We start from the raw sequence: 26,758 nt of genomic DNA, 5'->3' as shown, positions 1-26,758 counted from the left end.
CGGCACAAGGCCGCTCCTACACTGACCGCGTAGACGGCATCGATATGGGGATGGGCGAGCTCTGTGGGAGCTGGCGACAGCCTGCGATAGGGGCGGGCCTGGCTACGCCGGGCTATCAGCCAAACTGTTTCTGCTGTTGCTGCTGGCGGGCGACCACTTCGGAGGCGGTGATGTAGGCGTCCTGGAACTCATCGCTCTCCAGCCAGGCCATGGTGGTGTCTTTGTCGGTGCCGTCCAGCCAGGCGCGGTAGGCAGTGAACACCAGCACGATGTAGTCGGTGGCGTGCTCTTCCTTGTGGCCCTTGAGCACCAAGGCCAGCAGCGGGTCAACCAGGAACACCGAAATCATCGGCACCAGGCCATCTTCCTGGGCCTGCTTCATTTTCTCGAACAAGCTGTCGTAGCTGCCCGATTCCATGGCCTTGTTGAACACCTGCTCCACGCTTGCGCTTTCGCCAGTGCTGGCCTTGACCGCCTGGCCACTGCGCACCATGCGGTTTTGCTTGGCCTTGGTGGCGGCGCGCTTGGCGCGTTTCTGTTGCTTGCTGTTGGTGGCCATGGGCGCGGGTCCTTCGGGGGTCGGTAAAGGCGCGTATTGAAGCGCAGTTACCGGCGAAACCCAAGGCCTTAGCTGACAGCCTGCACCAGCTCGTCTTCTTCGAACCCGCGCGAGGCCCGGCCAACCAGCAGTGCATCGGGTGCGTGGGCGACGCTGTGGTCTTTGTCCGGGTAGTCCAGGGTGTGCAGGAAATGGCGGATGCAGTTGATCCGCGCGCGCTTCTTGTCGTCGGACTTGATCACCGTCCAGGGCGCATCGGCGGTGTCGGTGTGGAAGAACATCGCCTGTTTGGCGGCGGTGTAGTCGTCCCACTTATCGAGCGACTTGATGTCGATGGGCGACAGCTTCCAGTGCTTGAGCGGGTCGTCGCGGCGCGAGATGAACCGGCGCAGCTGTTCTTCGCGGTTGACCGAGAACCAGAACTTGAACAGCAGGATGCCGCTGTTGCTGAGCATGCGTTCAAGCTCCGGGGCCTGGCGCATGAATTCCAGGTACTGGTGCGGCGAGCAGAAGTCCATCACCCGCTCGACGCCGGCGCGGTTGTACCAGGAGCGGTCGAAGAACACCATTTCCCCTGCGGTAGGCAGGTGCTGCACGTAACGCTGGAAGTACCACTGGCCCTTTTCCTGCTCTGAGGGCTTTTCCAGTGCGACGATGCGCGCGCCACGCGGGTTGAGGTGCTCCATGAAACGCTTGATGGTGCCACCCTTGCCCGCCGCATCGCGGCCCTCGAACAGCACGACGATGCGCTGGCCGGTTTCCTTGACCCAGTTCTGCACCTTCAGCAGCTCGATCTGCAGCGCGTGCTTGGCTTTTTCGTATTCCTGGCGGCGCATGCGCGTGCGGTAGGGGTAGCTGGCCGGCAGATGCGCCGAGGTGCTGTCTTCGCTGCTGCCCTTGCGCGCAGTGGCCACTTCCAGCGCGGCAGGCTGCTGGCTGACCTGGGTGATGGTGTTCGGCTTGGCTGCGGGCTTGCGGGTGCGCGGGCGGCGCGTGCGGGCGGCTGGGGCTGCGCTGGAAGAGGTGGCCTCGGGGGGGGAGGCGAGCAGTAAGGTGGGTTCGTCGCTCATGGAGGTCCTTTGGGTCGATTCAAGTGTCCAGTTCCATGCTAAGCAGCGGCAATGGGTGGCGCTTTGATATCGATCAACCAGCCCCGACGAAAAATCGCAGACAACAAAAAACCCGCACTGGGCGGGTTTCTTGTGTCGCTTCGGGTGACTTTGGAACCACCCGATGCTTAATGGTGGTGCCCAGAGACGGAGTCGAACCGCCGACACGAGGATTTTCAATCCTCTGCTCTACCGACTGAGCTATCTGGGCGACGGGGCGAATTAAAAAGGTTTTCAGACCTTGCGTCAACGACTTTTTGAAAATTTTTTAAATTAATTCCGTCGCTTACGTTTTCTGCGGTCATTCTGCTGGTGGAACGTAGCCTTCGGCCTGGGCGTAATCCTCACCGGCAAAGAACTTGTCCATCTCGGCCTGGATGAATTTGCGATCTTCGCTCTGCATCATGTTCAGGCGCTTCTCGTTGATCAGCAGCGTCTGGTGTTTTTGCCATTCCTGCCAGGCTTTCTGCGAGATGTGCTCGAAGATGTCCTGGCCCTTGGCGCCTGGGTACGGCGGGCGCTCCAGGCCTGGCAGTTCTTCGTTGTACTTGCGGCACTTCACGGTGCGGGTCATGAGGGTTCTCCTGCATTCAATTCGTCGGCCGCGCGCTGCAGCAGCTTCTTGACCGGGGCGGCGAGGCCCAGGCGCGGTGGGGTGGCGAGGTTATACCAGAGCCAGTCGGCCTCGGCCACGTGCGCCCCGAGCGGCTCGGCGCGCACCAGCCACGGCTCGATGGCCAGCTGGAAATGGCTGAAGGTGTGGGTCAGCCCCGGCAGCGAGCGGCGTTCGGCCAGGCGCAGCCCGTGCTGGTAGGCAAGGTCGTCGAGCTGCTCCAGGCTGTCTAGCTCCGGCAGGCTCCACAAACCGCCCCACAGCCCGCTGGAGGGCCGGCGGTACAGCAGAATGGCGCCTTCATGGTTGCTCAGCAGCGGCATCAGCGTCTTGCGTTGGGGCAGGGCCTTGCGCGGCTTGGGCTCGGGGTAGCGGGTCTCCTCGCCGTGCAGGTGCGCCTCGCAGCCGCGCTGCAACGGGCAGATCAGGCAACTGGGCTTGCTGCGCGTGCACAGCGTCGCGCCCATATCCATCATTGCCTGGGTGAAGTGGTTGACCCGCGTCATCGGCGTCACCCGTTCGGCGAAGGCCCACAACTGGTTGGCCACCTTCGGCTCGCCGGGGTAGCCGGCCTGGGCGGTGAAGCGGGCCAGTACGCGCTTGACGTTGCCGTCCAGAATCGGCGCGCGCAGGCCCATGCTGATGCTGGCAATGGCGCCGGCAGTCGAGCGGCCGATGCCGGGCAGTTCGGTCAACTGCTCGACACTGCGCGGAAACTCACCGCCATGCTGGGCCACCACGATCTGCGCAGCCTTTTGCAGGTTGCGCGCGCGGGTGTAGTAGCCAAGCCCGGTCCACAGGTGCAGCACTTCGTCTTCTGGCGCCGCCGCCAGGGCCTGCACGGTGGGCAGGGCCTGCATGAAGCGGTCGAAGTAGTTGAGCACGGTGCTCACCTGGGTCTGTTGCAGCATGATTTCCGACACCCACACCCGATACGGGGTGATGCCCTGTTGCCAGGGCAGGTCGTGGCGGCCGTGCTGGTCGTACCACTCCAGCACTGCGCTGGAGAACTGCTCGGGGCTCATCGTTTGAACAGCCCCTTGAGCGCATCTTTAAGTTCCGGGCTCACTTTGTCTCCGAGCTTCTCTTCAAGCTTTTCGTCGATCTTGTCTTTGAGGCGGTTGCCGGCAAGGGTGGCGGCCACTTTGCCCAGGCCGTCCTTGTCCAGGCGGCAGGCCTTGGCGCCAAGCTCCAGCGGGCCACGGCAGCGCAGCGGCACTTCCACGCCGACATAGCGCTCGTTGACCTGGCAGGCCGGGTCGGGCATGGCGCGTTGGTCGCCTTCGACGACGATGCCGACGTTGTAGTCCATGCCCAGCACGCGCAGGTCGAGGTCGCCATTACCGTTGACGGTAAGGCCCGGGATACGGGCCTTGAGGTCAGGGTTGCTGGCAACGCCATTGCGGATCACCAGGCTGCCGCGCAGCTCCTGGAACGGCGTGTCCTTGCCGCGCTGCTCACCGCTGAGTTGCTTGCGGTTGAGGGTGGCGATGGCCTGGCACAGTTGCTGTTCAAGGTTGGCATTGACCAGCACGCCGTCGTTGATGGTAAAGCTGGCGGTGCCGTTGAGGGTGTCGACCAGCGCCTTCTGGCTGTTGCCGGTGGCGGTGAGGTCGCTGCTCAAGGTCAGCAGGCCTTTGACCGGTGGCGTTTTGTCCGGGCCGTCGCGCTTGATGATGTGCTCCACCGGCACGCGGTTGATCTTGGTATTCACCCCAATTTGCGGGACTGCTGGGCGTACATCGACCGTGCCCTTGGCTTCGAAGGTGCCGTTGTACAGGCCCCCGCGCAAGGTTTTCAGGGCCAGAAGGCCGTTCTGGCCGGTGGCGCTGAGCTGCGCGTCGCTGATTGGCAGCTTGTCCAGCACCAGGGCGCCGAACGCCAGCTCGGCCTGCAGGTCGAGGGTGCGCAGGCGTTCGACTGGCAGCAGCTTGTCGGTGCTCCAGGCTTGCTTGGTGGGGGCATCCGGCAGTTGCGTGGTGCCGGCACCGGCGACGGCAGCCTCTTGTTGCTGCACTTCGGCCTGGCGCGCCGCGGTGGCGCCCTTGGCCTGGTCGCTTTTGGCCGGCAGGTAGCGATCGGCGTCGAACGTGTCGGCTTTGAGGCTGACTCGCAAGGCTTGCTTGGCGAAGTCGGCCACGGCCACGCGGCCGCTGAAGCTGCTGTCGTCCAGTTTCACTGCCAGGTCTTCCAGCGCCAGGCTATTGGGCGTGCCTTCAAGGCGGGTGACCAGCTCGAGCTTTTTGAACACGTTGGCATCGGCGGTGGCCGGCAGCGGCTGGCCAACGCCTTCGAGGAAGGTGCGCAGGTCGAACTGGGCGATAGACAGTGCGCCGCTGAGCTGCGGTTGCTTGTCCAGGTCACGCAGGTTCAGCTCACCCAGGGCGCGCAGCTGGTTGGCCGAGACCTTCAGGCTGCTCCACGAGGCGACATTGGCTGCCAGGTCTACCAGCACCTGGCCTTGGGCTGCGTAGGTGACGGTCTTGCCGGCCAGCGGTTCGCCCGAGGTTTCGCCCGACAGGCGCATGTCTTCGAGGTTGTAGCGCTTGAGCTTGCGGTCGAAACGCAGCTCGCCGGTCAGCTCGGTGCGTGCCTTCATGTTCGGCTGGCTGGCGCTGATGAACGCGCTGGCCTTGAGCGGGATGTTCACCCCTTCATGCACGGCGCCGGTGCTCAGCTGAATGCTCTCGGCGGTGTAGCTTTGCGCGGTTTTTTCGTCGGTGTACAGCACCCGCGCGTTGTTCACGGTGAGGCTGTCGATGTCCAGCTTGACCGAGCGCTCGCTGCCTTCAGGCTTGCTCGGGGCCTTGTCTACAGGCTCACCCGGCGTACCTGCCGGGGGCGCGTTGGCTACGTTCGGGCCGGGTAGCGGCTTGCCGATGTCTTCCCAGTTGCCGTGGCCGGAAGCATCACGGGTAAGGGTGAGGTTAAGGCCCTCGACGCGCACATCGCTCATCTGCACTTCGCGGCGCAGCAGCGGCAGCACACGCACCGACAGGCCGAGCATCTGCAGGTCGGCAAATGGCACTTTTGGGTTGTTCAGCGTGGCGATGCTGGCGTCGTGCAGCTCAAGGCCCAGCCATGGGAACAGGCTCCAGCCGATGTCGCCGTTGAGGGTCAGTTCAACGTGGCCCTTGTCGCGTGCCAGCTGGCGGATTTCGTCTTTGTAGTCGTTGGGATCGAAGAGGTGCGTCAGGGCGAAGCCCAGCGCCACGATGATCAGCAACAACCCGAGAAGCCCCAGCCCCAGGATTTTGCCGAACGCTTTCATGGGCGAGTCCTTGTAGTCCGATAAATGAATTCTGCGGCGAGTATAGCGCCGTGATGGCTGGCTCTGCGTGTCCGAGAGTTCGACAGTATGTGAGGCAGGGGTTCCTTCTGTCGGCTTTGGCGCCCGTATTCCGCGAATTACCGATTCAGCTTGAGAAAAAATAACGATATCAGATTGCTTTCATTGCACAGGGTGCTGGTACTCTTGCGCCCGCTTGCGGGCCGCGACCCATTGTCGCGGATGATCGCCACAGCGGCCGGGCTGCCTTGCGTGCAGCCATTCAGAGCCGGGCAGCCAGTCTGCAAGCAAAAGCCCGCCACCAATAAGGAACAACCCATGAACAGCAGTATCACGCCAGGAGCCAAGCCCGGCTTCCTGACGAAGGAGCGCATCATCGCCCGCCCGGGCTTCAACCGTTGGCTGGTGCCACCGGCAGCCCTGGCCATTCACCTGTGCATCGGCATGGCCTACGGTTTTTCGGTGTTCTGGCTGCCGCTGTCGCAAGCCCTGGGCGTCACCGCGCCTGTGGAATGCGCCGTAGATATGAGCTACATCGCCCGCCTGTTCAGCGCCGAGTGTGACTGGCCGATTTCCATGCTTACCTGGACCTACGCCCTGTTCTTCGTCTTCCTGGGCTGTTCGGCTGCGGTGCTCGGTGGCTGGCTGGAACATGCAGGCCCACGCAAGGCCGGCCTGGTATCGGCGCTGTGCTGGTGCGGCGGCCTGCTGATCTCGGCGATTGGCGTCAAGACCCATCAGCTGTGGCTGATGTGGCTGGGTTCGGGTGTGATCGGTGGTATCGGCCTGGGCCTGGGCTATATCTCGCCGGTTTCGACCCTGATCAAGTGGTTCCCGGACAAGCGCGGCATGGCGACCGGCATGGCAATCATGGGCTTCGGTGGAGGTGCCATGGTGGGCGCTCCTCTGGCCACTGCATTGATGGGCCATTTCGGCAGCGCCACTGAAGTGGGTGTGTGGCAGAGCTTCATCGCCATGGCGGCGATCTACTTCGTGTTCATGACTGCCGGTGCCTTGACCTACCGCGTGCCGCCGACCGGCTGGAAGCCTGAAGGCTGGACCCCGCCGGCGAAGAAGAGCAGCGCCATGGTCACTGACCGCCACGTGCACGTCAGTGTTGCCTGGAAGACCCCGCAGTTCGCCCTGGTGTGGCTGGTGCTGTGCCTGAACGTATCGGCCGGTATCGGCATTCTGGGCATGGCTTCGCCGCTGTTGCAGGAAGTGTTCGCCGGCAAGCTGTTGGGCAACGAGCTGACCTTCAGCCAGTTGAACACCGCGCAACTGGCGCAGATTGCCGCCATTGCCGCAGGCTTCACCGGCCTGCTGAGCCTGTTCAACATTGGCGGGCGCTTCTTCTGGGCCTCGTTCTCGGACTACATCGGCCGCAAGAACACCTACTTTGCCTTCTTTGCGCTGGGCGTGGGCCTTTATAGTCTGGTGCCGAACATGGGCCATATCGGCAACGTGGCGCTGTTCGTGGCGGCGTTCTGCATCATCCTGTCGATGTACGGCGGTGGCTTTGCCACTGTGCCGGCGTACCTGGCCGACCTGTTCGGCACGCAGATGGTCGGCGCCATTCACGGCCGCTTGCTGACTGCCTGGGCCGCTGCGGGTGTGTTTGGCCCGCTGTTGATCACCTACCTGCGTGAAGCGCAGCTCAAAGCGGGTGTGGAGCGGGCTGCGGCTTACGACATGACGCTGTATATCCTGGCAGGCCTGCTGGCGCTGGGCTTTATCTGCAACATGCTGGTGCGTCCGGTGGCCGACAAGCACTTCATGACCGACGCCGAGCTTGCTGCCGAGCGCGCCCTGAGCCACGACAAGGGCGCTGACGGTGCGCGTTCGCTGGAGTGGAAAGCGGCGCCTGGCAGCCTGCCGTTGGTGGTGTTGGCCTGGGCTGTGGTGGTGATTCCGCTGGCCTGGGGCGTTTGGATTACCCTGCAGAAGACGGCGGTGTTGTTCCATTGATGCAAGCCTTGGGGGCGCTTTGCGCCCCCATCGCGGCACAAGGCCGCTCCCACGCTGGCCGCGTTAAGCCGCATCGATACGGCCGCCAGGCCCGCTCCCTCGATGCCGCCCCCACTTGTATAGACCTGTAGACCCCTCCAGCCCCCGTAATTACTCACGTTGCCATATGTCATCCGCGTTTCAAGCGGGCGCGTTCTGGGCCTATAATGCAGCCCTTTTCGCCCAATGATTTAGCGGAGCTGGTGATGGTCGAACGTAAGGCTTCCGTCGAGCGCAATACCCTGGAAACCCAGGTCAAGTGCTCGATCAACCTCGATGGCAGCGGCAAGGCCCGATTCGATATCGGCGTGCCTTTCCTTGAACACATGCTGGACCAGATCGCCCGCCACGGCCTGATCGACCTGGATATCGAGTGCAAGGGCGACCTGCATATCGACGATCACCATACGGTCGAAGACGTCGGCATCACCCTGGGCCAGGCATTCGCCCAGGCCATCGGCGACAAAAAAGGCATCTTCCGCTACGGCCACGCCTACGTGCCGCTGGATGAAGCCCTGTCGCGCGTGGTAATCGACTTCTCTGGGCGCCCAGGTCTGCAGATGCATGTGCCGTATACCCGTGCCAGCGTCGGCGGCTTCGACGTCGACCTGTTCCAGGAATTCTTCCAGGGCTTCGTCAACCACGCCCTGGTGACCCTGCACATCGACAACTTGCGTGGCCACAACACCCACCACCAGATCGAAACCGTGTTCAAAGCCTTCGGCCGCGCCCTGCGCATGGCTGTCGAGCAGGATGCGCGCATGGCCGGGCAAATGCCGTCGACCAAAGGGTGCCTGTAAATGCAGACCGTAGCGGTAATCGACTATGGCATGGGCAACCTGCACTCGGTGGCCAAGGCGCTTGAGCACGTTGGCGCCGGCAAGGTGCTGGTGACCAGCGATGCCGCTGTCATTCGCGAGGCCGACCGCGTGGTGTTCCCAGGCGTTGGCGCGATCCGCGACTGCATGGCCGAGATCCGCCGCCTGGGCTTCGACAGCCTGGTGCGTGAGGTCAGCCAGGACCGCCCCTTCCTCGGCATCTGCGTCGGCATGCAGGCGCTGCTCGAGCACAGCGAAGAAAACAACGGCGTTGACTGCATTGGCCTGTTCCCAGGCCAGGTGCGCTTCTTCGGCAAAGGCCTGCAAGAAGACGGCGAGCACCTGAAGGTGCCGCACATGGGCTGGAACGAAGTCAGCCAGAGCATCGACCACCCGCTGTGGCACGACATCCCCGACCGCGCGCGTTTCTATTTCGTGCACAGCTACTACATCAATGCCGGCAAGCCTGGCCAGGTGGTCGGTCGTGGCCACTACGGCAACGACTTTGCCGCAGCGCTGGCCGACGGTTCGCGCTTTGCCGTGCAGTTCCACCCGGAGAAAAGCCATACCCATGGCCTGCAGCTGCTGCAGAACTTCGTCGCCTGGGACGGGCGCTGGTAAATGAGCCGGTCGAAAACCAAGGCCCCCGTCATCACCCTGGCCCCCGAGCAGGAGCGCGAAGCGCTCGATGTGCTCAAGCGCTTTCTCGAAGACCGTTTCGAGCTGCAGCTGGGGTCGTTCGAGGTGGCCGAGGTGCTCGACCTGTTCAGCAAGGAAATTGCACCCCATTACTACAACAGGGCGATTGCCGATGTTCAACTGCACCTCAAGGAACGCTTCGAGAGTATCGAAAGCGACTTGTGGTCACTCGAAAAGCCCTGAACTCAACGAATTGGACAGGTTGCCAACATGCTGATTATTCCCGCTATCGATCTGAAGGACGGCGCCTGCGTGCGTCTGCGCCAGGGCCGCATGGAAGACTCCACGGTATTTTCCGATGACCCGGTGAGCATGGCCGCCAAGTGGGTCGAAGGTGGCTGCCGCCGCCTGCACCTGGTCGACCTGAACGGCGCCTTCGAAGGCCAGCCGGTCAACGGCGAAGTGGTCACCGCCATCGCCAAGCGCTACCCGACCCTGCCGATCCAGATCGGCGGCGGCATCCGCTCGCTGGAAACCATCGAGCACTACGTCAAGGCCGGCGTCAGCTACGTGATCATCGGCACCAAGGCGGTCAAGCAGCCTGAGTTCGTTGCCGAGGCCTGCAAGGCGTTCCCAGGCAAGGTCATCGTCGGCCTGGATGCCAAGGACGGTTTCGTTGCCACCGACGGCTGGGCTGAAGTCAGCAGCGTTCAGGTTATCGACCTGGCCAAGCGTTTCGAGGCTGATGGCGTTTCGGCGATCGTCTACACCGACATCGCCAAGGACGGCATGATGCAGGGCTGCAACGTGCCCTTCACCAAGGCCCTGGCCGAAGCCACGCGCATCCCGGTGATCGCCTCGGGCGGCATCCACAACCTGGGTGACATCAAGGCCCTGCTGGACGCCAAGGCGCCAGGCATCGTCGGCGCCATCACTGGCCGTGCCATCTACGAAGGCACCCTCGACGTCGCCGAGGCCCAGGCCTTCTGCGACAACTACCAAGGCTGAGGAACGACCATGGCACTGGCCAAGCGCATCATCCCTTGCCTGGACGTGGATAACGGCCGGGTGGTCAAGGGCGTCAAGTTCGAGAACATCCGCGATGCCGGTGACCCGGTGGAAATCGCCCGTCGCTACAACGAGCAGGGCGCCGACGAGATCACCTTCCTCGACATCACCGCCAGCGTCGATGGCCGGGACACTACGCTGCATACTGTCGAGCGCATGGCCAGCCAGGTGTTCATCCCGCTGACCGTCGGCGGTGGCGTGCGCACCGTGCAGGACATCCGCAACCTGCTCAATGCCGGCGCCGACAAGGTGTCGATCAACACTGCCGCGGTGTTCAACCCGGAGTTCGTCGGCGAGGCGGCTGACCGTTTTGGCTCGCAGTGCATTGTGGTTGCCATCGACGCCAAGAAGGTTTCCGGCCCCGGTGAAACGCCGCGCTGGGAAATTTTCACCCATGGCGGGCGCAAGCCTACCGGGCTGGATGCGGTGGAGTGGGCAAAGAAGATGGAGGGCCTGGGTGCCGGTGAGATCCTTCTGACCAGCATGGACCAGGACGGCATGAAAAATGGCTTCGACCTGGGCGTAACCCGTGCCATCAGCGATGCGCTGGGCATTCCGGTGATTGCTTCGGGCGGCGTTGGCAACCTGCAGCATTTGGCCGATGGCATTCTGCAAGGGCATGCCAGCGCGGTGTTGGCGGCGAGCATCTTCCACTTCGGCGAGTACACGGTGCCAGAGGCCAAGGCTTATATGGCATCGCGCGGGATTGTCGTGCGCTGATAGCTTGCTGGGAGGGCTTTGCCCTCCATTCGCGACACAAGGCCGCTCCTACACCTGGATACGCGTTTCCTGTGTAGGAGCGGCCTCGTGTCGCGATGGGCCGCATAGCGGCCCCAATTGTCTAGCCGTGATTCTTGCCGAGCAGTGCGTGGTACAGCTCGGTATCCCCCAGAATCCCCACCACCTTGTCGTTTTCCTGCAGCACCAGCTTGTTGCCGGTGTGGTAACGGATCTGCAGTGCTTCGCGCATGCCGATGTCGGCGTGGACCAGCGTCGGCCTGCGGCCAAGCCCTTCCACCGACTGGCCAGGCGCCCAGTTCTGCATGTCCAGGCCGTTCTGCCCCTGGCGGGCGCGAGTGATCGAGTTGCCCTCGCCAAGGTCGAGCCACGAGTCGCCGCCTGGGTCCAGGCACACCGAACCGTTGACCCGCTTGCACTGGTCCAGCGTGCGCATCAGGCTGCGCCCGCACAGCACATTGAGTGGGTTGGTGTGGGCCACGAACGTGCGCACATATTCATCGGCCGGGTTAAGCACGATCTCTTCGGGCTTGCTGTACTGAATGATCCGCCCGTCCTTCATGATGGCGATGCGCGTGCCCAGCTTGAGCGCCTCGTCCAGGTCGTGGCTGACGAACACGATGGTCTTGTTCAGCTTGTGTTGCAGCTCCAGCAGCTCGTCCTGCAAACCCTGGCGGATCAACGGGTCGAGCGCCGAGAACGGCTCGTCCATCAGCAGAATATCGGCGTCCATCGCCAAGGCACGGGCCAGGCCCACGCGCTGCTGCATGCCGCCCGACAGTTCGTCGGGCTTTTTATTGCGCCATTGGGTCAGGCCCACCAGCTCAAGCTTCTCGTCCACCAGCTTGCGCCGCTCCTTCTCGGGGCGGCCCTGCATTTCCAGGCCAAAGCTGATGTTCTCGCGCACCGTCAGCCAAGGCATCAGGGCGAACTTCTGGAATACCATGGCGATGCGCTTGGTGCGCATCATCTTCAGCTCCGCCGGGGTGCAGTGGGCGATGTCGATGTGCTTGTTTTCATGCTCGACGAACAGCTTGCCGCGGCTGACCGTGTTCAAGCCGTTGATGCAGCGCAGCAGGCTCGACTTGCCCGAGCCGGACAACCCCATGAGCACGCAGATCTCGCCCTTGTTGATGTCCAGGTTGGCCTTTTCGACCCCCACCACCAGGCCGGTCTGCTTGAGTATCTGCTCGCGGGTCTTGCCCTCGTCCAGCAGTTGCAGCGCCTCGCGCGGTTTGTTGGAGAAAATGACGTCGACGTCTTCGAAACGAATGATGCTCATGCCTCACCCCTTGCCGGCAGCTCCGGTTGCTTGCAGATACGGTCGAGCATGATTGCCAGCAGAACGATGGCCAGGCCAGCTTCGAAGCCAAGCGAGATATCAGCGGTGTTCAGTGCGTTGACCACAGGTTTGCCCAGGCCATCGGCGCCCACCAGGGCGGCGATCACCACCATCGACAGCGACAGCATGATGCATTGCGTCACGCCGGCAGCGATGCTCGGCATGGCGTGGGGCAGTTCGATGCGGGTCAGCAGTTGGCGGCGCGAGCAACCAAACGCCTTGCCGGCGTCCATCAGTTCTTGCGGCACGTCGCAGATGCCCAGGTAGGTAAGGCGGATCGGCGCGGCGATGGCGAACACCACCGTCGAGATCAGCCCCGGCACCACGCCGAGACCGAACAGGGTCAGCGTAGGGATGAGGTAGACGAATGTAGGAACGGTCTGCATCAGGTCGAGGACCGGGCGCAGGCCTGTGTAGAACATCGGTTTGTGCGCGGCGAGGATGCCCAGCGGCACGCCAAAGGCCACGCAGACCACGGTGGCGAAGGAAACCTGCGCCAGGGTTTCCATGGTTTCCTGCCAGTAACCCAGGTTGAGGATCAGCAGGAACGAAAACGCAACGAAGGCGGTCAGCGACCATTTACGCTGGATCAGGTGCGCCAGGGCGGCAAACAGCGCGATGAGCACGAGTGGGTTGAACCAGGTCAGGGCGCTGGTGACGCCATGGATCATGAACTCCAGGCCCTGAGCGATAGCGTCGAAGTAATTGGCGCCATTCTGGGTCAACCATTCGACGAATGAGGCCATGTACTGCCCCAGCGGTATTTTTTGTTCGATCAGCATGATAGCGAGCTTCCACCTGCAAAGATTGAAATCAGTCCGGGGCGGCACGGTCCCGCCCCGAGATAGCGCTACTGCGTAGTGTTATTGCGCAAGCTTTGCCTTGGCCGCCTCCAGGCCAGGCTTGCCATCCACGGTCGTCACGCCAGCGAGCCAGGTATCGAGCTTGCCGGGGTTGTCCTTGAGCCACTTCTTCGCGGCCGCGTCGGGCTTCATCTTGTCGTCCAGGACATAGCCCATCATGGTGCTTTCATCCTTGAGTTCGAACACCAGGTTCTTCAGCAGTTGGCCGACGTTGCTGCATTCCTGCACATAGCCCTTGCGGGTGTTGGTCAGCACGGTGGCCTTGCCGAAGTCGGGGCCGAAGAACTCGTCCCCGCCGGTGAGGTACTGCATCTTGAAACGGGTGTTCATCGGGTGCGGTTCCCAGCCCAGGAACACCACCGCTTCACCGCGCTTCTGCGAGCGGTCGACCTGCGAAAGCATGCCCGCTTCGCTGGACTGCACGATCTTGAAACCGGCGTCTTTGAGGCCGAAGGCGTTCTTGTCGATCATGCTCTGGATGGTGCGGTTGCCGTCGTTGCCGGGTTCGATGCCGTAAATCTTGCCGCCCAGCTCCTGCTTGAATTTCGGGATGTCGGAGAATTCCTTCAGACCTTTGTCGTACAGCGCCTGGGGCACCGCCAGGGTGTACTTGGCGTTCTCCAGGTTGGCGCGCACGGTGTCGACCGTACCTGCGTCGCGGTACTGCTTGATGTCGTTCTCCATGGTCGGCATCCAGTTGCCGAGGAACACGTCGAGGTCCTTGCCGTTGGCCAGCGACTTGTAGGTCACCGGCACCGAGATCATCGTGGTGTGGGTCTTGTAGCCCAGCGCTTCGAGCACAACGCTGGTGGTGGCGGTGGTGACCGTGATGTCAGTCCAGCCGACATCGGAGAAGCGTACCGTCTGGCACTGCTCAGGCTCTGCAGCCTGGGCCAGCAGAGGGGTGGACAACATCGCGACCAGCAACAGCGAGGGTGAACATTTCATAGGTGGACTCCTGTGATTTTATCTTCGGGTTCGCGGGGGCTATCGACGCCGGTCAGGGTGTCGATTAGCCAGGCCTGCAGAGGGCAGGTTGCGAGGCCGTGCAATACGAGTCGGTTTTGATAATCCTCCAGCGTTCGGCAATCGCCTACTGGTGGAGTCGTATCCAGTACAGGACGGGTCGCATCCAGTACGGGCGATGTCGCAACTGGGTGATTCCACCCCCACGCCCCCGTTTTTGCGTCGCCCGGCCATGGGAAAGCGGCGCAAACGACAGCGGATCAGCAGCGGCGCTGCCGGACAAAAGTACGTCGGTTGCAGACGGCGAGGGGTAGGGCAAAAGCCCGATGATGCGAGCATTCCTAAGGCCGCTCGACGATTCAGCCTAGCAGTTGCGCAAGGTGTCGCATGGCGTGCCCAGACAAGCCCATCAAGAGGTGCTGCAACAATGGCCATCAGCGTGTTCGACCTGTTCAAGATCGGTGTCGGGCCTTCCAGCTCACACACCGTCGGCCCCATGCGCGCCGCCGCGCTGTTCGTCCAAGGGCTGCGCGAACGCGGCCAGCTGGAGCAGGTGCGGCGCATCGAAGTCAGGCTGTATGGCTCGCTGTCGGCGACCGGTGTTGGCCACGGCACCGACAACGCCACGATCATGGGGCTGATGGGCGAATGGCCAGACGCCATCGACCCCACGCAGATCACCCCACGCATTGCCGACCTGCGCGAAACCGGTGTGCTGCAACTCGACAACCGCCTGCCCATCGCCTTCGACTGGCGCCGCGACATGCTGCTGCTCGAAGAGAACCTGCCCTACCATCCCAACGCCATGACCCTGGTGGCCGAAGGCGAGGGCGGTGAGCTGCACAGCGACACCTATTACTCGGTGGGCGGTGGCTTTGTGGTGGACGCAGCCCAGGCCGCCAGCGGTGTGCTGGACGCCGACCAGACCGTGCTGCCGTACGATTTCAACAGCGCCGCCGAGCTGCTGCAGTTGTGCAAGCAAAACGACCTCAGCGTGTCGCAATTGATGATGGCCAACGAGAAGGTCTGGCGCAGCGAAGCCGAAATTCGCGCAGGCCTCGTGAAGCTCTGGCACGCCATGCAGGAGTGCGTGAGCAACGGCCTCAAGTACGAAGGCATTCTGCCCGGCGGGCTCAATGTGCGCCGCCGTGCCGCCAAGCTGCACCGCAGCCTGCAAGAGCTGGGCAAGCCCAATGTGATCGGCTCGACCTTGAGTGCCATGGAATGGGTCAACTTGTTCGCCTTGGCGGTCAACGAAGAAAACGCCGCCGGCGGGCGCATGGTCACCGCACCCACCAATGGCGCGGCGGGCATCATCCCGGCGGTGCTGCACTACTACATGCGTTTTTCCGATGTGGTGGACGACAGCAACGTCGTCGACTTTTTGCTGGCCGCAGCCGCCGTGGGCATCCTGTGCAAGAAGAATGCGTCCATTTCCGGTGCCGAAGTCGGTTGCCAGGGCGAGGTGGGTTCGGCGTGCGCCATGGCCGCTGCGGGCCTTGCCGAAGTGCTCGGCGCTACCCCGGAACAGCTTGAAAACGCCGCCGAAATTGCCCTGGAGCATAACCTTGGGCTTACCTGCGACCCGGTCGGCGGGTTGGTCCAGGTGCCATGCATCGAGCGCAACGCGATTGCTGCCGTGAAGGCAATCAACGCTGTGCAGATGGCCCTGCGTGGTGATGGCGAACACTTCATTTCCCTCGACCAGGTGATCCGCACCATGCGTGACACCGGCGCCGACATGCACGACAAGTACAAGGAAACCTCGCGCGGCGGCCTGGCGGTCAGCGTCATCGAGTGCTGATGCGCCGTTTTGGCCCGCCGCTGGCCGTTGTGCCGTGTTATGGCGCAGCGGCTGGCGCAACCGGCTGTCGGTTGTCGTTACCAACCACGGCATTGTCGGTGACACTAATGTCTGTCGCTTCTGGGCAACCTTCCCACTTGTGCTACCGAACTGCTCAGCATTGACACGCAAACGCGCTAGACCGGCGCTTTGCGAAAACTCACAACGCATGAAGAAGCCCCCACACGGCACTCACATGAGGTCGTTTTTGGGTTTTTTCGGATAGCCGTTCAATTTCAGGCACGGCGTTTGCGTTGTGATTGACAAAGCCCCGGCATCAGAACCGGGGCGCTAACAATAAAACGGTGCCCGCCTGAGGCACGCCCAGCATTAGTGTGAGGAGAAACCACGATGACGTCGTACACCTCCGGGACCCCAACCCAGAACCGCACAGCTCCACAATCCATCGGGTTTCTCCTGCTGGACAATTTCACCCTTATTTCCCTGGCCTCGGCGGTAGAACCGCTGCGCATGGCCAACCAGCTTTCCGGCCGCGAGCTGTACCGCTGGCATACCCTTACCGTCGACGGCGGCCAGGTGTGGGCCAGTGACGGCCTGCAAATCACCCCCGACGCCGCCATGCACAGCGCCCCGCCCATCGACACCGTGATCGTCTGCGGTGGTGTTGGCATCCAGCGTACCGTCACCCGTGAACACGTCACCTGGCTGCAGGCCCAGGCCCGCCAGTCGCGCCGCCTGGGTGCGGTGTGCACCGGCAGCTGGGCGCTGGCCTGTGCCGGCCTGCTCGATGGCTTCGATTGCAGCGTGCACTGGGAATGCCTGGCCGCCATGCAGGAGGCCTACCCACGGGTCAACATGAGCACCCGGCTGTTCACCCTGGACCGCAACCGCTTCACCAGCTCCGGCGGTACGGCGCCGCTGGACATGATGCTGCACCTGATCAGCCGTGATCACGGCCGTGAGCTGTCGGCGGCGATCTCCGAGATGTTCGTCTACGAGCGTATCCGCAACGAGCAGGACCACCAGCGCGTGCCGCTCAAGCACATGCTTGGCACCAACCAGCCGAAGTTGCAGGAAATCGTCGCGCTGATGGAGGCCAACCTCGAAGAGCCGATCGACCTCGACGAACTGGCGGTGTACGTGGCGGTGTCGCGTCGCCAGCTTGAGCGACTGTTCCAGAAGTACCTGCATTGTTCGCCATCGCGCTACTACCTGAAGCTGCGGCTGATCCGCGCCCGCCAGTTGCTCAAGCAGACGCCGATGTCGATCATCGAGGTGGCTTCGGTGTGTGGCTTTGTGTCCACGCCGCATTTCTCCAAGTGCTACCGCGAGTACTTTGGTATTCCGCCGCGCGATGAGCGTGTTGGCTCCAACACCACCCAGCAGGTGGCGATGATGCCGATCCCGCAGGCCATGACCCTGTCGCCCCACAGCGGGCCGATGGCCGCGCTCAGCCAGGCGCGCAACGAGTCGACCTTTGCCAGTGTGAGGCTGTAGGCCAGGCTATTGGGTTGCGAGGAGCAGGCTTGCTACTTGTGGGAGCGGGCTTGCCCCGCGATGGCGTTAGCTTGGACAACCCCATTGCCTGGGCCGACGCCATCGCGGGGCGATGTGTTTACACTTCACTATTGATAATGATTCTCGACAGCAGGTAACATCGCCGGCCTTGAAACATCCTTGGCATACCACACTGTGGCGGACGATAAACTGCAGCTCTACCTGGCCCACCGCCCGGCACTGGTCGACTACGCCGCGCCGATCGTTGGCTGCCGCGCCCGCGCCGAGGATGTGGTTCAGGAAGCCTGGCTGCGTTTCAGCGGCCAGGCGCTACAAGCCGACATCCGCCACCCCGCCAGCTATCTGTACCGCATCGTGCGCAACCTGGCCCTCGACCACACACGCCGCACCGCCACCGAAAAAACGCAGCCTGGCAGCGAGGAAATTCTCGCCGAGCTTCCGGCCAGCACCGCCTCGCCCGAACATACGGTGAGCCAGCAGAACGAGCTCAGCGCCATCAGCCGGGCCCTTGAAGAACTGCCGTTGCGCACTCGCACCGCCTTCGAGATGCATCGCCTGGGCGGCTACACCCTGCAACATGTTGCGACACACCTGGATATCTCGGTAAGCCTCGTTCACCAGCTGGTACGTGACGCCTTGCGCCACTGTATGGAGCGGTTGGAGGATGATTTGTGAAAAAAGCCGTGGCTGCTGCGTCTTTTGCTCAACGGGCCGACTCTGTGCGACCCTTCGCGCCCCCGAGCCCCCAGGAGACTTGCCGGCCATGACGTCAGCAGACCTCACCGCCAACTGCCGCGAGCAGGCGCTGGACTGGCTGCTGCGCTTGCAGCAGGCACCCCACGACCAGGCCCTGCGCGAGCAGTTCGAGCAGTGGCTGGCCAGTGAGCCGGCTCATGCCGAGGCGTACCGCAAAGCCGAGCGCCTGTGGCGTCTGAGCGGGCAGTTGGCCCCGGCCACGGCCGAGCGCTGGCCAACCCCGGCCGAGGTGGTGCAGTTGCCGGTGCGGCGCAAAACCCCGCGCCGCTGGTGGCTGGGCGCTGCGGCGGCGGCGTGCCTGATGCTGGCGCTGGCCCCGTCGCTGAGCCTGCGCCTGGAAGCCGATTACCGCACCGCCCAAGGCGAGACCCGCGAAGTCACCCTGGCCGATGGCAGCGTGGTGCAGATGGACAGCGATACCGCCATCGCCGTGGATTACAGCGCCAGCCAGCGCGATGTGCGGCTGTTGGCCGGGCAGGCGTTTTTTGAAGTGGTGACGGATAAAACCAAGCCTTTCCATGTACGCGCCGATGGCGTGCGGGTGACCGTGACTGGCACGGCCTTCAACGTGGTGCTGCGCCCAGGCCGGGTAGGGGTGGATGTGCAGCACGGGTCGGTGCGCGTCGAGGACTCGGCGCAGGTGCTGGCCGCTGCCCTGACCGCCGGCCAGCGCCTGCGTTATCGCGATGGGCAGGCGCACGTCAGTGGCTTTGCGCCATCGCAGGCTGCGCCCTGGCGCCAGGGCCAGTTGATCGCCGATGACCAGCCCATTGCCGAGCTGGTGCAGGAGCTTGCCAACTACCTGCCCGCCGAGGTGCTGCTGCGCGATGACACGCTGGGCACCAAGCGGGTGACCGGCGTGTACGACCTGCGCAAGCCCGAGGCTGCGCTGCGCGCGGTCATCCGCCCGCACGGTGGCGAAGTGCGCAGCTACGGGCCATGGCTGATGGTCTTGAGCAAACCTTGAACGACCTGCGGCAGTCGCTCGGCCTGTAGGAGCGGCCTTGCGTCGCGAAAGGGCCGCAAAGCGGCCCCAGCTCTATCAGCTTGAAGCTCGCATCCCTGGGGGCGCTGCGCACCCCTTTCGCGACACAAGGCCGCTCCTACGCCAGGCCGCGAGTCTTGCGGTAAACCCGCGCATTGAAGTTTTTTTCACAATTTTCTGAAAAACCCTCGCACTGCCCCGTCTTCTCCCCCGCGCGCAATAACTGATAGCGATTCGTATTCAATTTTGCTGCCCGGCGACTGTCCGGGGCGGGGATGTGGGATGACTGATACAACAAGCCGTAGGACGCGCCAGGCGCGGGAATGGCCGCTGCGCGTCAAGCACGCTGTCGGGTTGAGCATGCTGGCGCTTTGCTGCGCGTTGCCGGTGCCCACTGCATACGCTCGGACCGATGCAGACCAAGCACTTCTGGCCCAAGTGCGCAGTTTCAACATTCCCAGCCAGGACCTGGCCACCGCACTGATTACCTTCGGCCAGCAGAGTGGCCTGCAGGTCAGTGTCGACCCGGACCTCTTGCAAGGCCTGGTGTCTACTGCAATCAGCGGCAACTTGTCCAGCGAGGCCGCGCTGTCACGTGTGCTGCAAAGCAGCGGCATCACTTGGGATTACGAGGCGGGCACGTTCACCTTCCGCCTGCTGCGCAGCGACGGCGATGGTGCCGTCGAACTGCACAACACTGTTGTGCTCGGCGACACCAGCGAAAACAGCTACATGGGTGCCACCGTCATCGGCAGCCGGGCGATCAAAGCGTTCCCCGGAGCAAACGGCGACATCACCACCCTGTTGCAGATGCACCCCGGCGTGCAGTTCAGTACCAGCCAGCAGAGCTCCAACACTCCCGGTGAGATCGCCCCCGCCGACATCAGCATCAACGGCGCCAAGTACTACCAGAACAACTTCATGATCGACGGCATCTCGATCAACAATGACCTTGACCCCGGCGCCCATGACTACAACGCCGTACGCCAGTTCGACTCCTCGCCCAGCCGTTCCCACGGCATCGCCCTGGACGCCAACCTGCTCCAGGAAGTGAAGGTCTACGACAGCAACGTGCCTGCCAGCTACGGCGGCTTCAACGGCGGTGTGGTCGACGCTATCACCCGTCGGCCAACCCAGCAGATGCACGGCAATATTTCCTACTCCATGACCCGCTCGGAGTGGACCAAATATCACATCGCCGAAGGCGATCAGGACAACTTCGAAAACGCCTCCAACGAGAACTACCAGCCCGATTTCGAGAAGACCACCCTGCGCGGCACCCTGGAAGGCCACCTGACCGACGACCTTGGGGCCATTTTCAGCTTTTCGCAGAAGCGTTCGGTGATCCCGCTGCGCGCCTACAGCAATGGCTACAGCAATGCCAACGGTGAAAATCAGAAGGACCAGACCCGCAGCCTCGACAACTACATGGTCAAGACCTACTGGAACGTCAACGATCGCCTGACCCTCGACGCCTCGTTCCTGTATGCCCCGGGTGAAGACCTGTACTTTCGCGAGAACACCCGCAACTCCGAGTTCACCACCAGCAGTGGCGGCACCCAGGGCTCGCTCAAAGCCACGTGGCTGGCCGATAGCGCCACCTGGAATCACACCCTGGCAGTGTCTGAGCTTTCAAGCTCGCGGGATGCCGAGTCGGATGACTACATCAACTGGTACTACTCCGATGTGAAGAACTGGGGGGTCACTACCTCGTCCACCCCGCGCAGCGCCGAAGGTTCCTACGGCAGCATCGAGCAGGAGCAGAAACGCCTGGACTATACCGCCGATGCGGTCTGGCAGACGTTCGTGTTCGCTGGCGGCACCCACACCTTCAACACCGGCATGCAACTGGGCTACACCCGCGCCAGTTGGGCACGTGAAAACGAGGCCAGCAGCGTCACCACCCTGACCCGCGACACCGGCACCGACTGCGGCTCCGACCCGCTGTGCTCGGTAGGCGCGCTGCTCACCAACAACAACACCCGCCAATGGGCCAACGCGAAGAACATCTACAACGCCGGCCGCATCGAGGTGGACGAGAAACGCTACGCGCTGTACATCCAGGACAGCATGCAGTTCGGCAACCTCGGCCTGCGCCCGGGCCTGCGTTTTGAGGGCGACGACTACATGGAGAAGAAAACCGTGGCGCCGCGTTTTGCCGGTGACTACGACTTCTTCGGCGACCGCAGCACGGTGCTGGTATTCGGCGCCAACCGCTATTACGGCCGTAACCTCTACAAGATGCGCCTGGACGACGGCCGCGATCAGTTGAACAAACGTTATCGTCGCGCCTCGCAGACCGGCCCTTGGACCTATTTGTCGACCACCTCCAACGACGTTCGTTTTTCGTCGCTGGACATCCCCTATGACGATGAATGGACCGTGGGCCTCAACCAGTTGTGGCTGAACACCGACTTCAGCCTCAAGTACGTGCACCGCGCTGGCCACGACAAGGTAGTGAAGTCCTACCGTAACGTAGTGGGGGGGCCGGTGATCGACGGCTACACCGCCAACTACTACGTCTACACCAACCAGGGCAGCAGCGAGAGCGACAACGTCAGCCTGACCATCACCCCCCGCGACGAACTCAAGCTGGCCGGTACCCGCACCAGCTTGCAATGGGCCTTTGGCTGGATGCGCAGCGAGGACTCGCACCGCAGTTATGACTCGATCATCAACCGCGACGAGTTCAACGACAGTGACGTGATCTACGACGGCAAGCGCATCTCGTACCTGCAACTGCCGCCTGACAACTTCAACCGCCCCTGGACCCTGCGCATGACCTCGATCACCGAGATCCCGCAGTGGAACATCACCTGGAGCAACTTCCTGCGCTACCGCGGGCCGTACAAGCAGATCATCGACACCGGCGATGAAATTGAAATCGACGGCGAGGCCCTGGCGGTGTACGAGGCCGCGCAGGTCGGTGGCGCAGCCACCTGGGACATGCGTGTGGACTGGGAAGTGCCGACCGGCAAGGACCAGGCAGTGTTCGTCGGGGTGGATGTGAAGAACGTCGCCGACAAGATCAACGAAACCATCAGTGCCGGCAGCAGAGCCAACGTGCGCTACGAAACCGGCCGCCAGTATTGGCTGGAAGTCGGTTACCGCTTCTGACCTGCCCTCTATAAAACCGTGGATACCCTGATGAAAAAGCTCATTGCGGGCCTGCTCGGCCCATTGTTGCTCGGCGCCTGCACGTCGATTCCCGATATCGACACCTCGCTGCCCTGGGACAGCCAGGTAGTCCACGGCCAGTTGCCCAACGGCCTGGCCTACCACCTGGTGCGCGAAACCTCGCAGCCGGGCCGTCTGGACTTGCGCCTGACGGTCAAGGCCGGTTCCGTGGACGAAGCAGACGACCAGGTCGGCGTGGCGCACATGGTCGAGCACCTGGCCTTCCACAGCCGCGCCGGGGGCGAGCACACCTTGCGCCAGCGCATGGGCGAGCTGGGTTGGGTGCAGGGGCGCCATTTCAATGCCATGACCAGCTACGAGCGCACCCAGTACCTGATCGGCCCGCCCGCCGGTGTGCGCCAGGCGCCGCAGGCCTTGCAAGCGCTGGCCGACCTGGTGTTCGCCGGCGACTACACGGCCGCCGACCTTGAGCGCGAGCGGCCCATTGTCATCGAAGAATGGCGCGGCGGCCTGGGTGTCGCACAGCGCATGAACGAGCAGCGTACCGCCTCGCAGCGGGTCGGCTCGGCCTACCCCGGCCACCGCACCATCGGCAACGAGGCGGCCATTCGCTCGGCCAGCCTTGAGCGCCTGAAAGCGTTTCAGTCGCGCTGGTACCTGCCTGACAACATGGTGCTGTCGGCGGTGGGGGACTTCGACCCGCAGCAACTCAAGGCGCAGATCGAGCAGGCGTTCGGCAAGGCCCAGGCGGGCACGGTGCCAAGCCGCGCGCAGCGCGAACTGCCGCTGGACGACAAACTGAAAATCTTCCGTCTGCAAGACCCGCAGTCGGGCAGCAACCAAGTAGCGTTGTTGTTCCGCCTGCACGAGCCGGATAGCCGCGGCACCACCTACACGGCGCTGCGCGAAAAGCTCATCGACCGCATGACGCTCAGCGCACTGGTCGACACCCTGCGCCGCCAGCCGCACAGCGCCGGGGTACGCAGCCTGACGGCGCAGAAAACGCTGATCGGCGAGCATTCCACGGTGCTCGGCATTGCCGCTGGCGTTGATGGCCAGGCCCACGAACAGGCGCTGCATGGCCTGTTGACCGAAATCGAGCGGCTGCGCCAGCACGGTTTCAGCAAAGCCGACCACAAGCGCGAGCGTACCGCCATCGCCCGCCTGGCTACCAAAACGGTCAACAACCAGACCCCGCGCACGTTTGAACAGTGGGTCGAGCAACTGAACAACGCCGCTGTGCAGGACCGCCCCGTGAGCGAGCGTGCCGCGGTTGGCAGGCGTTACCAGAAGGTGCTGCGCACTGTGGCGCTGCGCGATCTGAACGAGCGCCTGGCGTTGTGGCTGAACAGCCCGGACCGGGTACTGCAAATCAGTGCGCCGGGCACCTCGGCAGTCACCCTGCCAAGCGTCGCTGCGGTCCAGGCGCAGCAGGCCGCGCTGGCCGCCAGCAGGCTGCCCGAGCCAGTGCGCAAGGCCCCACCTGCGGCGCCAGCCGCCGCGCTGACGCTACCCGCTGCGCCCGCTTCGGCCACTGTCGTCGAGCGTGCTACCTACCCCGATCAGCAGGTCGAGCAGTGGCGGCTGAGCAACGGCGACCGCCTGGTGTGGCTCAAGCGCCCCGGCGCCGAGGGCCAGGTGCAGCTGCAGGCTGAGTCGTCCGCAGGCTACCGCCTGGACGGCGCACCGGTGTGGCGGGTGCAGATGGCCGCGCAACTGGCCGTGCGCAGCGGCGCGGTGGGCATGGCCCCACAGGCCTTGGCCAACTGGCGCCAGGCCAAGCGCGCCAACCTGAGCCTCGATCACCAGCCGCAACGCTTGCAACTGAGCCTGGGCGCACCGCCCGAGCAGTTGCAGGCCTTGCTGCAAAGCTATCGCATCAGCCAGACGGCGAGCATCGACCCGGTGCTGTTCGGCGAATCCCGTGCTGAGCTTTTACAGCGCCTGCGCAGCCGCCCGGACGACGTGCGTAGCCGTCAGGAGGCCGCCCTGCGCCAGCTGAAATACGGCGCCGACCATTGGCAGACGCCAACCGCCGAGGCGGTCGAGGCATTGACTGTCGAGCAGTTGAACGCCGACTGGCAGCAACTGGCTGGCTCGCCGGTCACCTACTACCTGATGGCCGATGCGCCCGCTGAGCAGCTTGAAACCATGGTACGCAGCCTGCTGGCGACCATCCCTCGGCGCGCCGAGCCTGTGGCCAGCCAGCCTGTGTTGCAGCAGCCAGGCCAGCGCCGTGCCGACCTTGCCATCGCCCTGGAGCCGCGCGCGGTGCTGCAAGCCAGCAGCTACCACCCGCAGCCCTGGAGCCCGCAGGCGGCGGTGCGTGTAGCGGTGCTGCGCGACCTGGCCAACCAGCGCCTGAAAGCCCAACTGCGCGGTGAAGCGTCGGGCGTGTATCGCCTGCGCTTTGACAGCGAGCTGAACCCCGATACCCAGCGTATCGAGAGCAGCCTGACCTTCACCTGCGACCCGGCCCGGGTCGATGAGCTCTGGGCCATGGCCCAGCGCACCTTGGCCGGCCTCGACGTCGATCAGGCCTGGGTCACTGGCGAGCGCCGCGAGCTGCTGCGCCAGGAAAGCAAACGCCGTGACGACGCACAGACCCAGTTCAAGCGCCTGGCCCTCAGCGACCGCCGCTGGCAGGACCCGCGCTATCTGAAAACCCAGGCGCAACTGCCCGAGGCGTTGACCGTGCCTGAACTGCAACAGCAGGCCAGGCATTTGTTCCCCCTTGAAAACCAGGTGCAACTGCGCCTGTTGCCCACGGCTGGCGCGCTGGAGCAGGCGCGTTGAACACCTTGCGCAGGTTCTACCGGCTGAGCCGGCCATTCTGGCGCGACCGTGGCCAATGGCCGGCCTGGGCGATGCTGGCTGCGGTGATCGGCCTTGGCCTGCTGGTGGTGCAAATCAACGTGCTGATCAACAGTTGGAGCAAGACGTTCTACGACACCCTGACGGCGTTCGACACCAGCGCCTTGTACGGGCTGGTCGGCCAGTACGCGATCTACCTGGGGGCGTACGTGCTGATCATCGTGTTCCTCGATTACATCCGCAAAGGCCTGGTGCTGCGCTGGCGCCAGGCCATGACCGGGCGGCTGACCGATGCCTGGCTGAGTGACCAGGCGTTCTATCGCCTGGGGCTCAACGGCGAGCCGGACAACCCCGACCAGCGCATCGCCCAGGATGTCGACGTGATGGTCGACCTGTCGATCGAGCTGGTGGCGTCGCTGGTGATCAACCTGGCCCAGGTGGGCGCCTTCGTGGTGATTCTGTGGAACCTCTCGGGCGTGCAGACCTTCAGCCTGTTTGGCGAGCGTTTTACCGTGCACGGCTATCTGGTGTGGATCGTGCTCATCTATACGTTGCTGGGCAGTGTGCTGACCCACCTGATCGGCAAACCGCTGCACCGCCTGAACTACGAGCGCGAGCATCGCGAAGCGGATTTTCGCGCAAGCCTTCTGCGCAAGCGCGACCATGCCGAGCAGATTGCCCTGTACCGGGGTGAGCAGGTGGAGCGCGAGCAACTGGCCCAGCGGTTTGCTGCCATTGCCCATAACTGGCGGCAACTGATGGGGCGCGAACGTGATTTGAGTTTGTTCACCGTGGCCTATCAGCGCCTTAGCCTGATCATCCCGGTGTTCGCGGCCTTGCCGGCGTTCATGGCCAAGGCCATCACCCTGGGCGGGCTGATGCAGATCCGCAGCGCGTTCAACGCGGTGCATGATTCGTTGAGCTGGTTCATCAAGCTGTACAACAAACTGGTGCGCTGGAGTGCGGCGCTGGAGCGGCTCGACCAGTTCGAGCAGGCCATCGCCGCCAGCCGCCGAGGCGTTGCGCCGGCGCCCCAGGGTGAATGCCTGTGCGCGCGGGGCCTGACCCTGTGCCGCCCAGACGGCAGTGTGATGCTCGGTGATGTGCACCTGCAGGCGCAAGCCGGGCAGTGGTTGCGCCTTGCCGGGCGCAGCGGGCTGGGCAAATCGACCTTGCTGCGCACCTTGCAGGGCTTGTGGCCGTATTGCCGGGGCGACTGGCAGTTGCCTGCCGGGCGCAGCTTGTTGCTGCCGCAAAAGCCGTATCTGCCGCGCATGACCCTGCGCGGCTTGCTGGCTTACCCGCAGTTGGAGGGTTTCGATGAGCCCAGCTTACTGGATGCCTTGGGCAAGGTCGGGCTGGCGGCGTTGAGCCGGCGGCTGGATGACGAGCAGGAGTGGGAGCGGGTGCTGTCGGGCGGCGAGCAGCAGCGCCTGGGGCTGGCGCGGGCCTTGTTGTACCGGCCCGACACGCTGTACCTGGACGAAGCCACCAGCCAGCTGGACATGGCCAGCGCCAAGGCATTGCTGCAGATGCTCAGGCGCGCGCTACCCGGTTGTACGGTGGTGGGGGTCACGCACCAAGAGGGTTTGGCGCCGCTGTTCGAGCGCACGCTGGAGCTTGGCCAGGTGCCCCAGCCAGCATAGCCAAACCGCCCCGTGTAGGAGCGACCTTGTGTCGCGAAAGGGCTGCGTAGCAGCCCCAGGGTTGCTGCCCCATGTTGGATCGCCGG

21 protein-coding genes and 1 tRNA gene are annotated in these 26,758 nt (G+C 63.6%); 13 read left to right on the top strand and 9 right to left on the bottom strand.

Features of this window, described 5'->3' with window-relative positions; translation table 11 throughout:
- Positions 1-115 precede the first annotated feature (115 nt).
- The 6 genes from HU720_RS17900 to HU720_RS17875 form a co-directional block, all read right to left on the bottom strand.
- Positions 116-559, bottom strand: a complete 444-nt coding sequence (locus HU720_RS17900; protein WP_186521284.1) for a hypothetical protein — start codon at positions 557-559, stop codon at positions 116-118.
- Positions 560-627: 68 nt separating this feature from the next.
- Entirely contained in the window at positions 628-1,629 is a 1,002-nt protein-coding gene (ppk2, locus tag HU720_RS17895; RefSeq protein ID WP_238337726.1) for a polyphosphate kinase 2, read from the bottom strand.
- A 174-nt stretch (positions 1,630-1,803) separates the two neighbouring features.
- Positions 1,804-1,879 (bottom strand) — tRNA-Phe (locus HU720_RS17890).
- A gap of 90 nt (positions 1,880-1,969) precedes the next feature.
- Positions 1,970-2,242, bottom strand: a complete 273-nt coding sequence (locus tag HU720_RS17885; RefSeq protein WP_186521282.1) for an oxidative damage protection protein — start codon at positions 2,240-2,242, stop codon at positions 1,970-1,972.
- Positions 2,239-3,306, bottom strand: coding sequence for an A/G-specific adenine glycosylase (gene mutY, locus HU720_RS17880; protein WP_186521280.1), 1,068 nt, complete (start codon positions 3,304-3,306; stop codon positions 2,239-2,241). Before mutY ends, HU720_RS17885 begins: the two co-directional genes overlap by 4 nt.
- Positions 3,303-5,552: an AsmA family protein gene (locus HU720_RS17875; protein ID WP_186521278.1), complete on the bottom strand. Its 2,250-nt coding sequence runs from the start codon at positions 5,550-5,552 to the stop codon at positions 3,303-3,305. Before HU720_RS17875 ends, mutY begins: the two co-directional genes overlap by 4 nt.
- Before the next feature lie 336 nt (positions 5,553-5,888).
- On the opposite strand from HU720_RS17875, the gene HU720_RS17870 reads away from it, so the two are divergent.
- The 6 genes from HU720_RS17870 (at position 5,889) to hisF (ending at position 10,822) form a co-directional block, all read left to right on the top strand.
- A complete protein-coding gene (locus HU720_RS17870; protein ID WP_186521275.1) occupies positions 5,889-7,538 on the top strand; it encodes an OFA family MFS transporter in 1,650 nt (549 codons plus the stop codon).
- 245 nt (positions 7,539-7,783) lie between these two features.
- Positions 7,784-8,377: an imidazoleglycerol-phosphate dehydratase HisB gene (gene hisB, locus HU720_RS17865; RefSeq protein ID WP_186521274.1), complete on the top strand. Its 594-nt coding sequence runs from the start codon at positions 7,784-7,786 to the stop codon at positions 8,375-8,377.
- Positions 8,378-9,016, top strand: coding sequence for an imidazole glycerol phosphate synthase subunit HisH (gene hisH / locus HU720_RS17860; RefSeq protein ID WP_186521273.1), 639 nt, complete (start codon positions 8,378-8,380; stop codon positions 9,014-9,016).
- Positions 9,017-9,277: a DUF2164 domain-containing protein gene (locus HU720_RS17855; RefSeq protein WP_186521272.1), complete on the top strand. Its 261-nt coding sequence runs from the start codon at positions 9,017-9,019 to the stop codon at positions 9,275-9,277.
- Positions 9,278-9,304: 27 nt separating this feature from the next.
- A complete protein-coding gene (gene hisA, locus HU720_RS17850) occupies positions 9,305-10,042 on the top strand; it encodes a 1-(5-phosphoribosyl)-5-[(5-phosphoribosylamino)methylideneamino]imidazole-4-carboxamide isomerase (protein WP_060494680.1) in 738 nt (245 codons plus the stop codon).
- A gap of 9 nt (positions 10,043-10,051) precedes the next feature.
- Complete coding sequence (gene hisF / locus HU720_RS17845; RefSeq protein WP_186521271.1) at positions 10,052-10,822, top strand: imidazole glycerol phosphate synthase subunit HisF; 771 nt, start codon at positions 10,052-10,054, stop codon at positions 10,820-10,822.
- A 121-nt stretch (positions 10,823-10,943) separates the two neighbouring features.
- Here hisF and choV read toward each other — a convergent pair whose 3' ends face one another.
- From choV to HU720_RS17830, 3 genes are all read right to left on the bottom strand, one after another.
- Complete coding sequence (choV, locus tag HU720_RS17840; RefSeq protein WP_186521270.1) at positions 10,944-12,122, bottom strand: choline ABC transporter ATP-binding protein; 1,179 nt, start codon at positions 12,120-12,122, stop codon at positions 10,944-10,946.
- Entirely contained in the window at positions 12,119-12,967 is an 849-nt protein-coding gene (choW, locus tag HU720_RS17835) for a choline ABC transporter permease subunit (protein WP_186521290.1), read from the bottom strand. The genes choV and choW overlap by 4 nt, the downstream gene beginning before the upstream one ends.
- 78 nt (positions 12,968-13,045) lie before the next feature.
- Complete coding sequence (locus HU720_RS17830) at positions 13,046-13,993, bottom strand: choline ABC transporter substrate-binding protein (RefSeq protein ID WP_186521269.1); 948 nt, start codon at positions 13,991-13,993, stop codon at positions 13,046-13,048.
- A 445-nt stretch (positions 13,994-14,438) separates the two neighbouring features.
- Between HU720_RS17830 and HU720_RS17825 the strand changes: the two genes are divergently transcribed.
- The 7 genes from HU720_RS17825 to HU720_RS17795 all read left to right on the top strand — a co-directional run bounded on the left by HU720_RS17825 (position 14,439) and on the right by HU720_RS17795 (position 26,672).
- Positions 14,439-15,815: an L-serine ammonia-lyase gene (locus tag HU720_RS17825; protein WP_186521268.1), complete on the top strand. Its 1,377-nt coding sequence runs from the start codon at positions 14,439-14,441 to the stop codon at positions 15,813-15,815.
- A gap of 390 nt (positions 15,816-16,205) precedes the next feature.
- On the top strand, positions 16,206-17,312 hold the full coding sequence (locus tag HU720_RS17820; RefSeq protein WP_186521266.1) for a GlxA family transcriptional regulator: 1,107 nt from the start codon (positions 16,206-16,208) through the stop codon (positions 17,310-17,312).
- 180 nt (positions 17,313-17,492) lie between these two features.
- Positions 17,493-18,008 carry a sigma-70 family RNA polymerase sigma factor gene (locus tag HU720_RS17815; RefSeq protein ID WP_189672742.1) on the top strand — a complete coding sequence of 172 codons (516 nt, stop codon included), beginning with the start codon at positions 17,493-17,495 and terminating at the stop codon, positions 18,006-18,008.
- Positions 18,009-18,096: 88 nt separating this feature from the next.
- The gene (locus tag HU720_RS17810; protein WP_186521264.1) at positions 18,097-19,056 is read left to right on the top strand and encodes a FecR family protein; all 960 of its coding nucleotides are present in this window, start codon (positions 18,097-18,099) and stop codon (positions 19,054-19,056) included.
- Between the two features lie 300 nt (positions 19,057-19,356).
- Positions 19,357-22,191 (top strand): TonB-dependent receptor, encoded by a 2,835-nt coding sequence (locus tag HU720_RS17805; protein WP_238337725.1) that lies wholly within the window; start codon positions 19,357-19,359, stop codon positions 22,189-22,191.
- A gap of 30 nt (positions 22,192-22,221) precedes the next feature.
- On the top strand, positions 22,222-25,008 hold the full coding sequence (locus tag HU720_RS17800) for a M16 family metallopeptidase (protein WP_186521262.1): 2,787 nt from the start codon (positions 22,222-22,224) through the stop codon (positions 25,006-25,008).
- On the top strand, positions 25,005-26,672 hold the full coding sequence (locus HU720_RS17795; protein ID WP_186521260.1) for an ABC transporter ATP-binding protein/permease: 1,668 nt from the start codon (positions 25,005-25,007) through the stop codon (positions 26,670-26,672). The genes HU720_RS17800 and HU720_RS17795 overlap by 4 nt, the downstream gene beginning before the upstream one ends.
- Positions 26,673-26,758: the final 86 nt, after the last annotated feature.

Source organism: Pseudomonas sp. SWRI51, assembly GCF_014268825.1.
Classification (GTDB): domain Bacteria; phylum Pseudomonadota; class Gammaproteobacteria; order Pseudomonadales; family Pseudomonadaceae; genus Aquipseudomonas; species Aquipseudomonas farsensis.
The sequence above is the reverse complement of the archived record's forward strand: the minus strand, read 5'-3'. Positions and strand labels throughout refer to the sequence as shown.

Bases quoted from the DNA above. Each gene is read 5' to 3' on its own strand.
- HU720_RS17900 (WP_186521284.1), bottom strand. From the start codon at position 559: ATGGCCACCAACAGCAAGCAACAGAAACGCGCCAAGCGCGCCGCCACC.
- ppk2 (WP_238337726.1), bottom strand. From the start codon at position 1,629: ATGAGCGACGAACCCACCTTACTGCTCGCCTCCCCCCCCGAGGCCACC.
- HU720_RS17885 (WP_186521282.1), bottom strand. From the start codon at position 2,242: ATGACCCGCACCGTGAAGTGCCGCAAGTACAACGAAGAACTGCCAGGC.
- mutY (WP_186521280.1), bottom strand. From the start codon at position 3,306: ATGAGCCCCGAGCAGTTCTCCAGCGCAGTGCTGGAGTGGTACGACCAG.
- HU720_RS17875 (WP_186521278.1), bottom strand. From the start codon at position 5,552: ATGAAAGCGTTCGGCAAAATCCTGGGGCTGGGGCTTCTCGGGTTGTTG.
- HU720_RS17870 (WP_186521275.1), top strand. From the start codon at position 5,889: ATGAACAGCAGTATCACGCCAGGAGCCAAGCCCGGCTTCCTGACGAAG.
- hisB (WP_186521274.1), top strand. From the start codon at position 7,784: ATGGTCGAACGTAAGGCTTCCGTCGAGCGCAATACCCTGGAAACCCAG.
- hisH (WP_186521273.1), top strand. From the start codon at position 8,378: ATGCAGACCGTAGCGGTAATCGACTATGGCATGGGCAACCTGCACTCG.
- HU720_RS17855 (WP_186521272.1), top strand. From the start codon at position 9,017: ATGAGCCGGTCGAAAACCAAGGCCCCCGTCATCACCCTGGCCCCCGAG.
- hisA (WP_060494680.1), top strand. From the start codon at position 9,305: ATGCTGATTATTCCCGCTATCGATCTGAAGGACGGCGCCTGCGTGCGT.
- hisF (WP_186521271.1), top strand. From the start codon at position 10,052: ATGGCACTGGCCAAGCGCATCATCCCTTGCCTGGACGTGGATAACGGC.
- choV (WP_186521270.1), bottom strand. From the start codon at position 12,122: ATGAGCATCATTCGTTTCGAAGACGTCGACGTCATTTTCTCCAACAAA.
- HU720_RS17830 (WP_186521269.1), bottom strand. From the start codon at position 13,993: ATGAAATGTTCACCCTCGCTGTTGCTGGTCGCGATGTTGTCCACCCCT.
- HU720_RS17825 (WP_186521268.1), top strand. From the start codon at position 14,439: ATGGCCATCAGCGTGTTCGACCTGTTCAAGATCGGTGTCGGGCCTTCC.
- HU720_RS17820 (WP_186521266.1), top strand. From the start codon at position 16,206: ATGACGTCGTACACCTCCGGGACCCCAACCCAGAACCGCACAGCTCCA.
- HU720_RS17810 (WP_186521264.1), top strand. From the start codon at position 18,097: ATGACGTCAGCAGACCTCACCGCCAACTGCCGCGAGCAGGCGCTGGAC.
- HU720_RS17805 (WP_238337725.1), top strand. From the start codon at position 19,357: ATGACTGATACAACAAGCCGTAGGACGCGCCAGGCGCGGGAATGGCCG.
- HU720_RS17800 (WP_186521262.1), top strand. From the start codon at position 22,222: ATGAAAAAGCTCATTGCGGGCCTGCTCGGCCCATTGTTGCTCGGCGCC.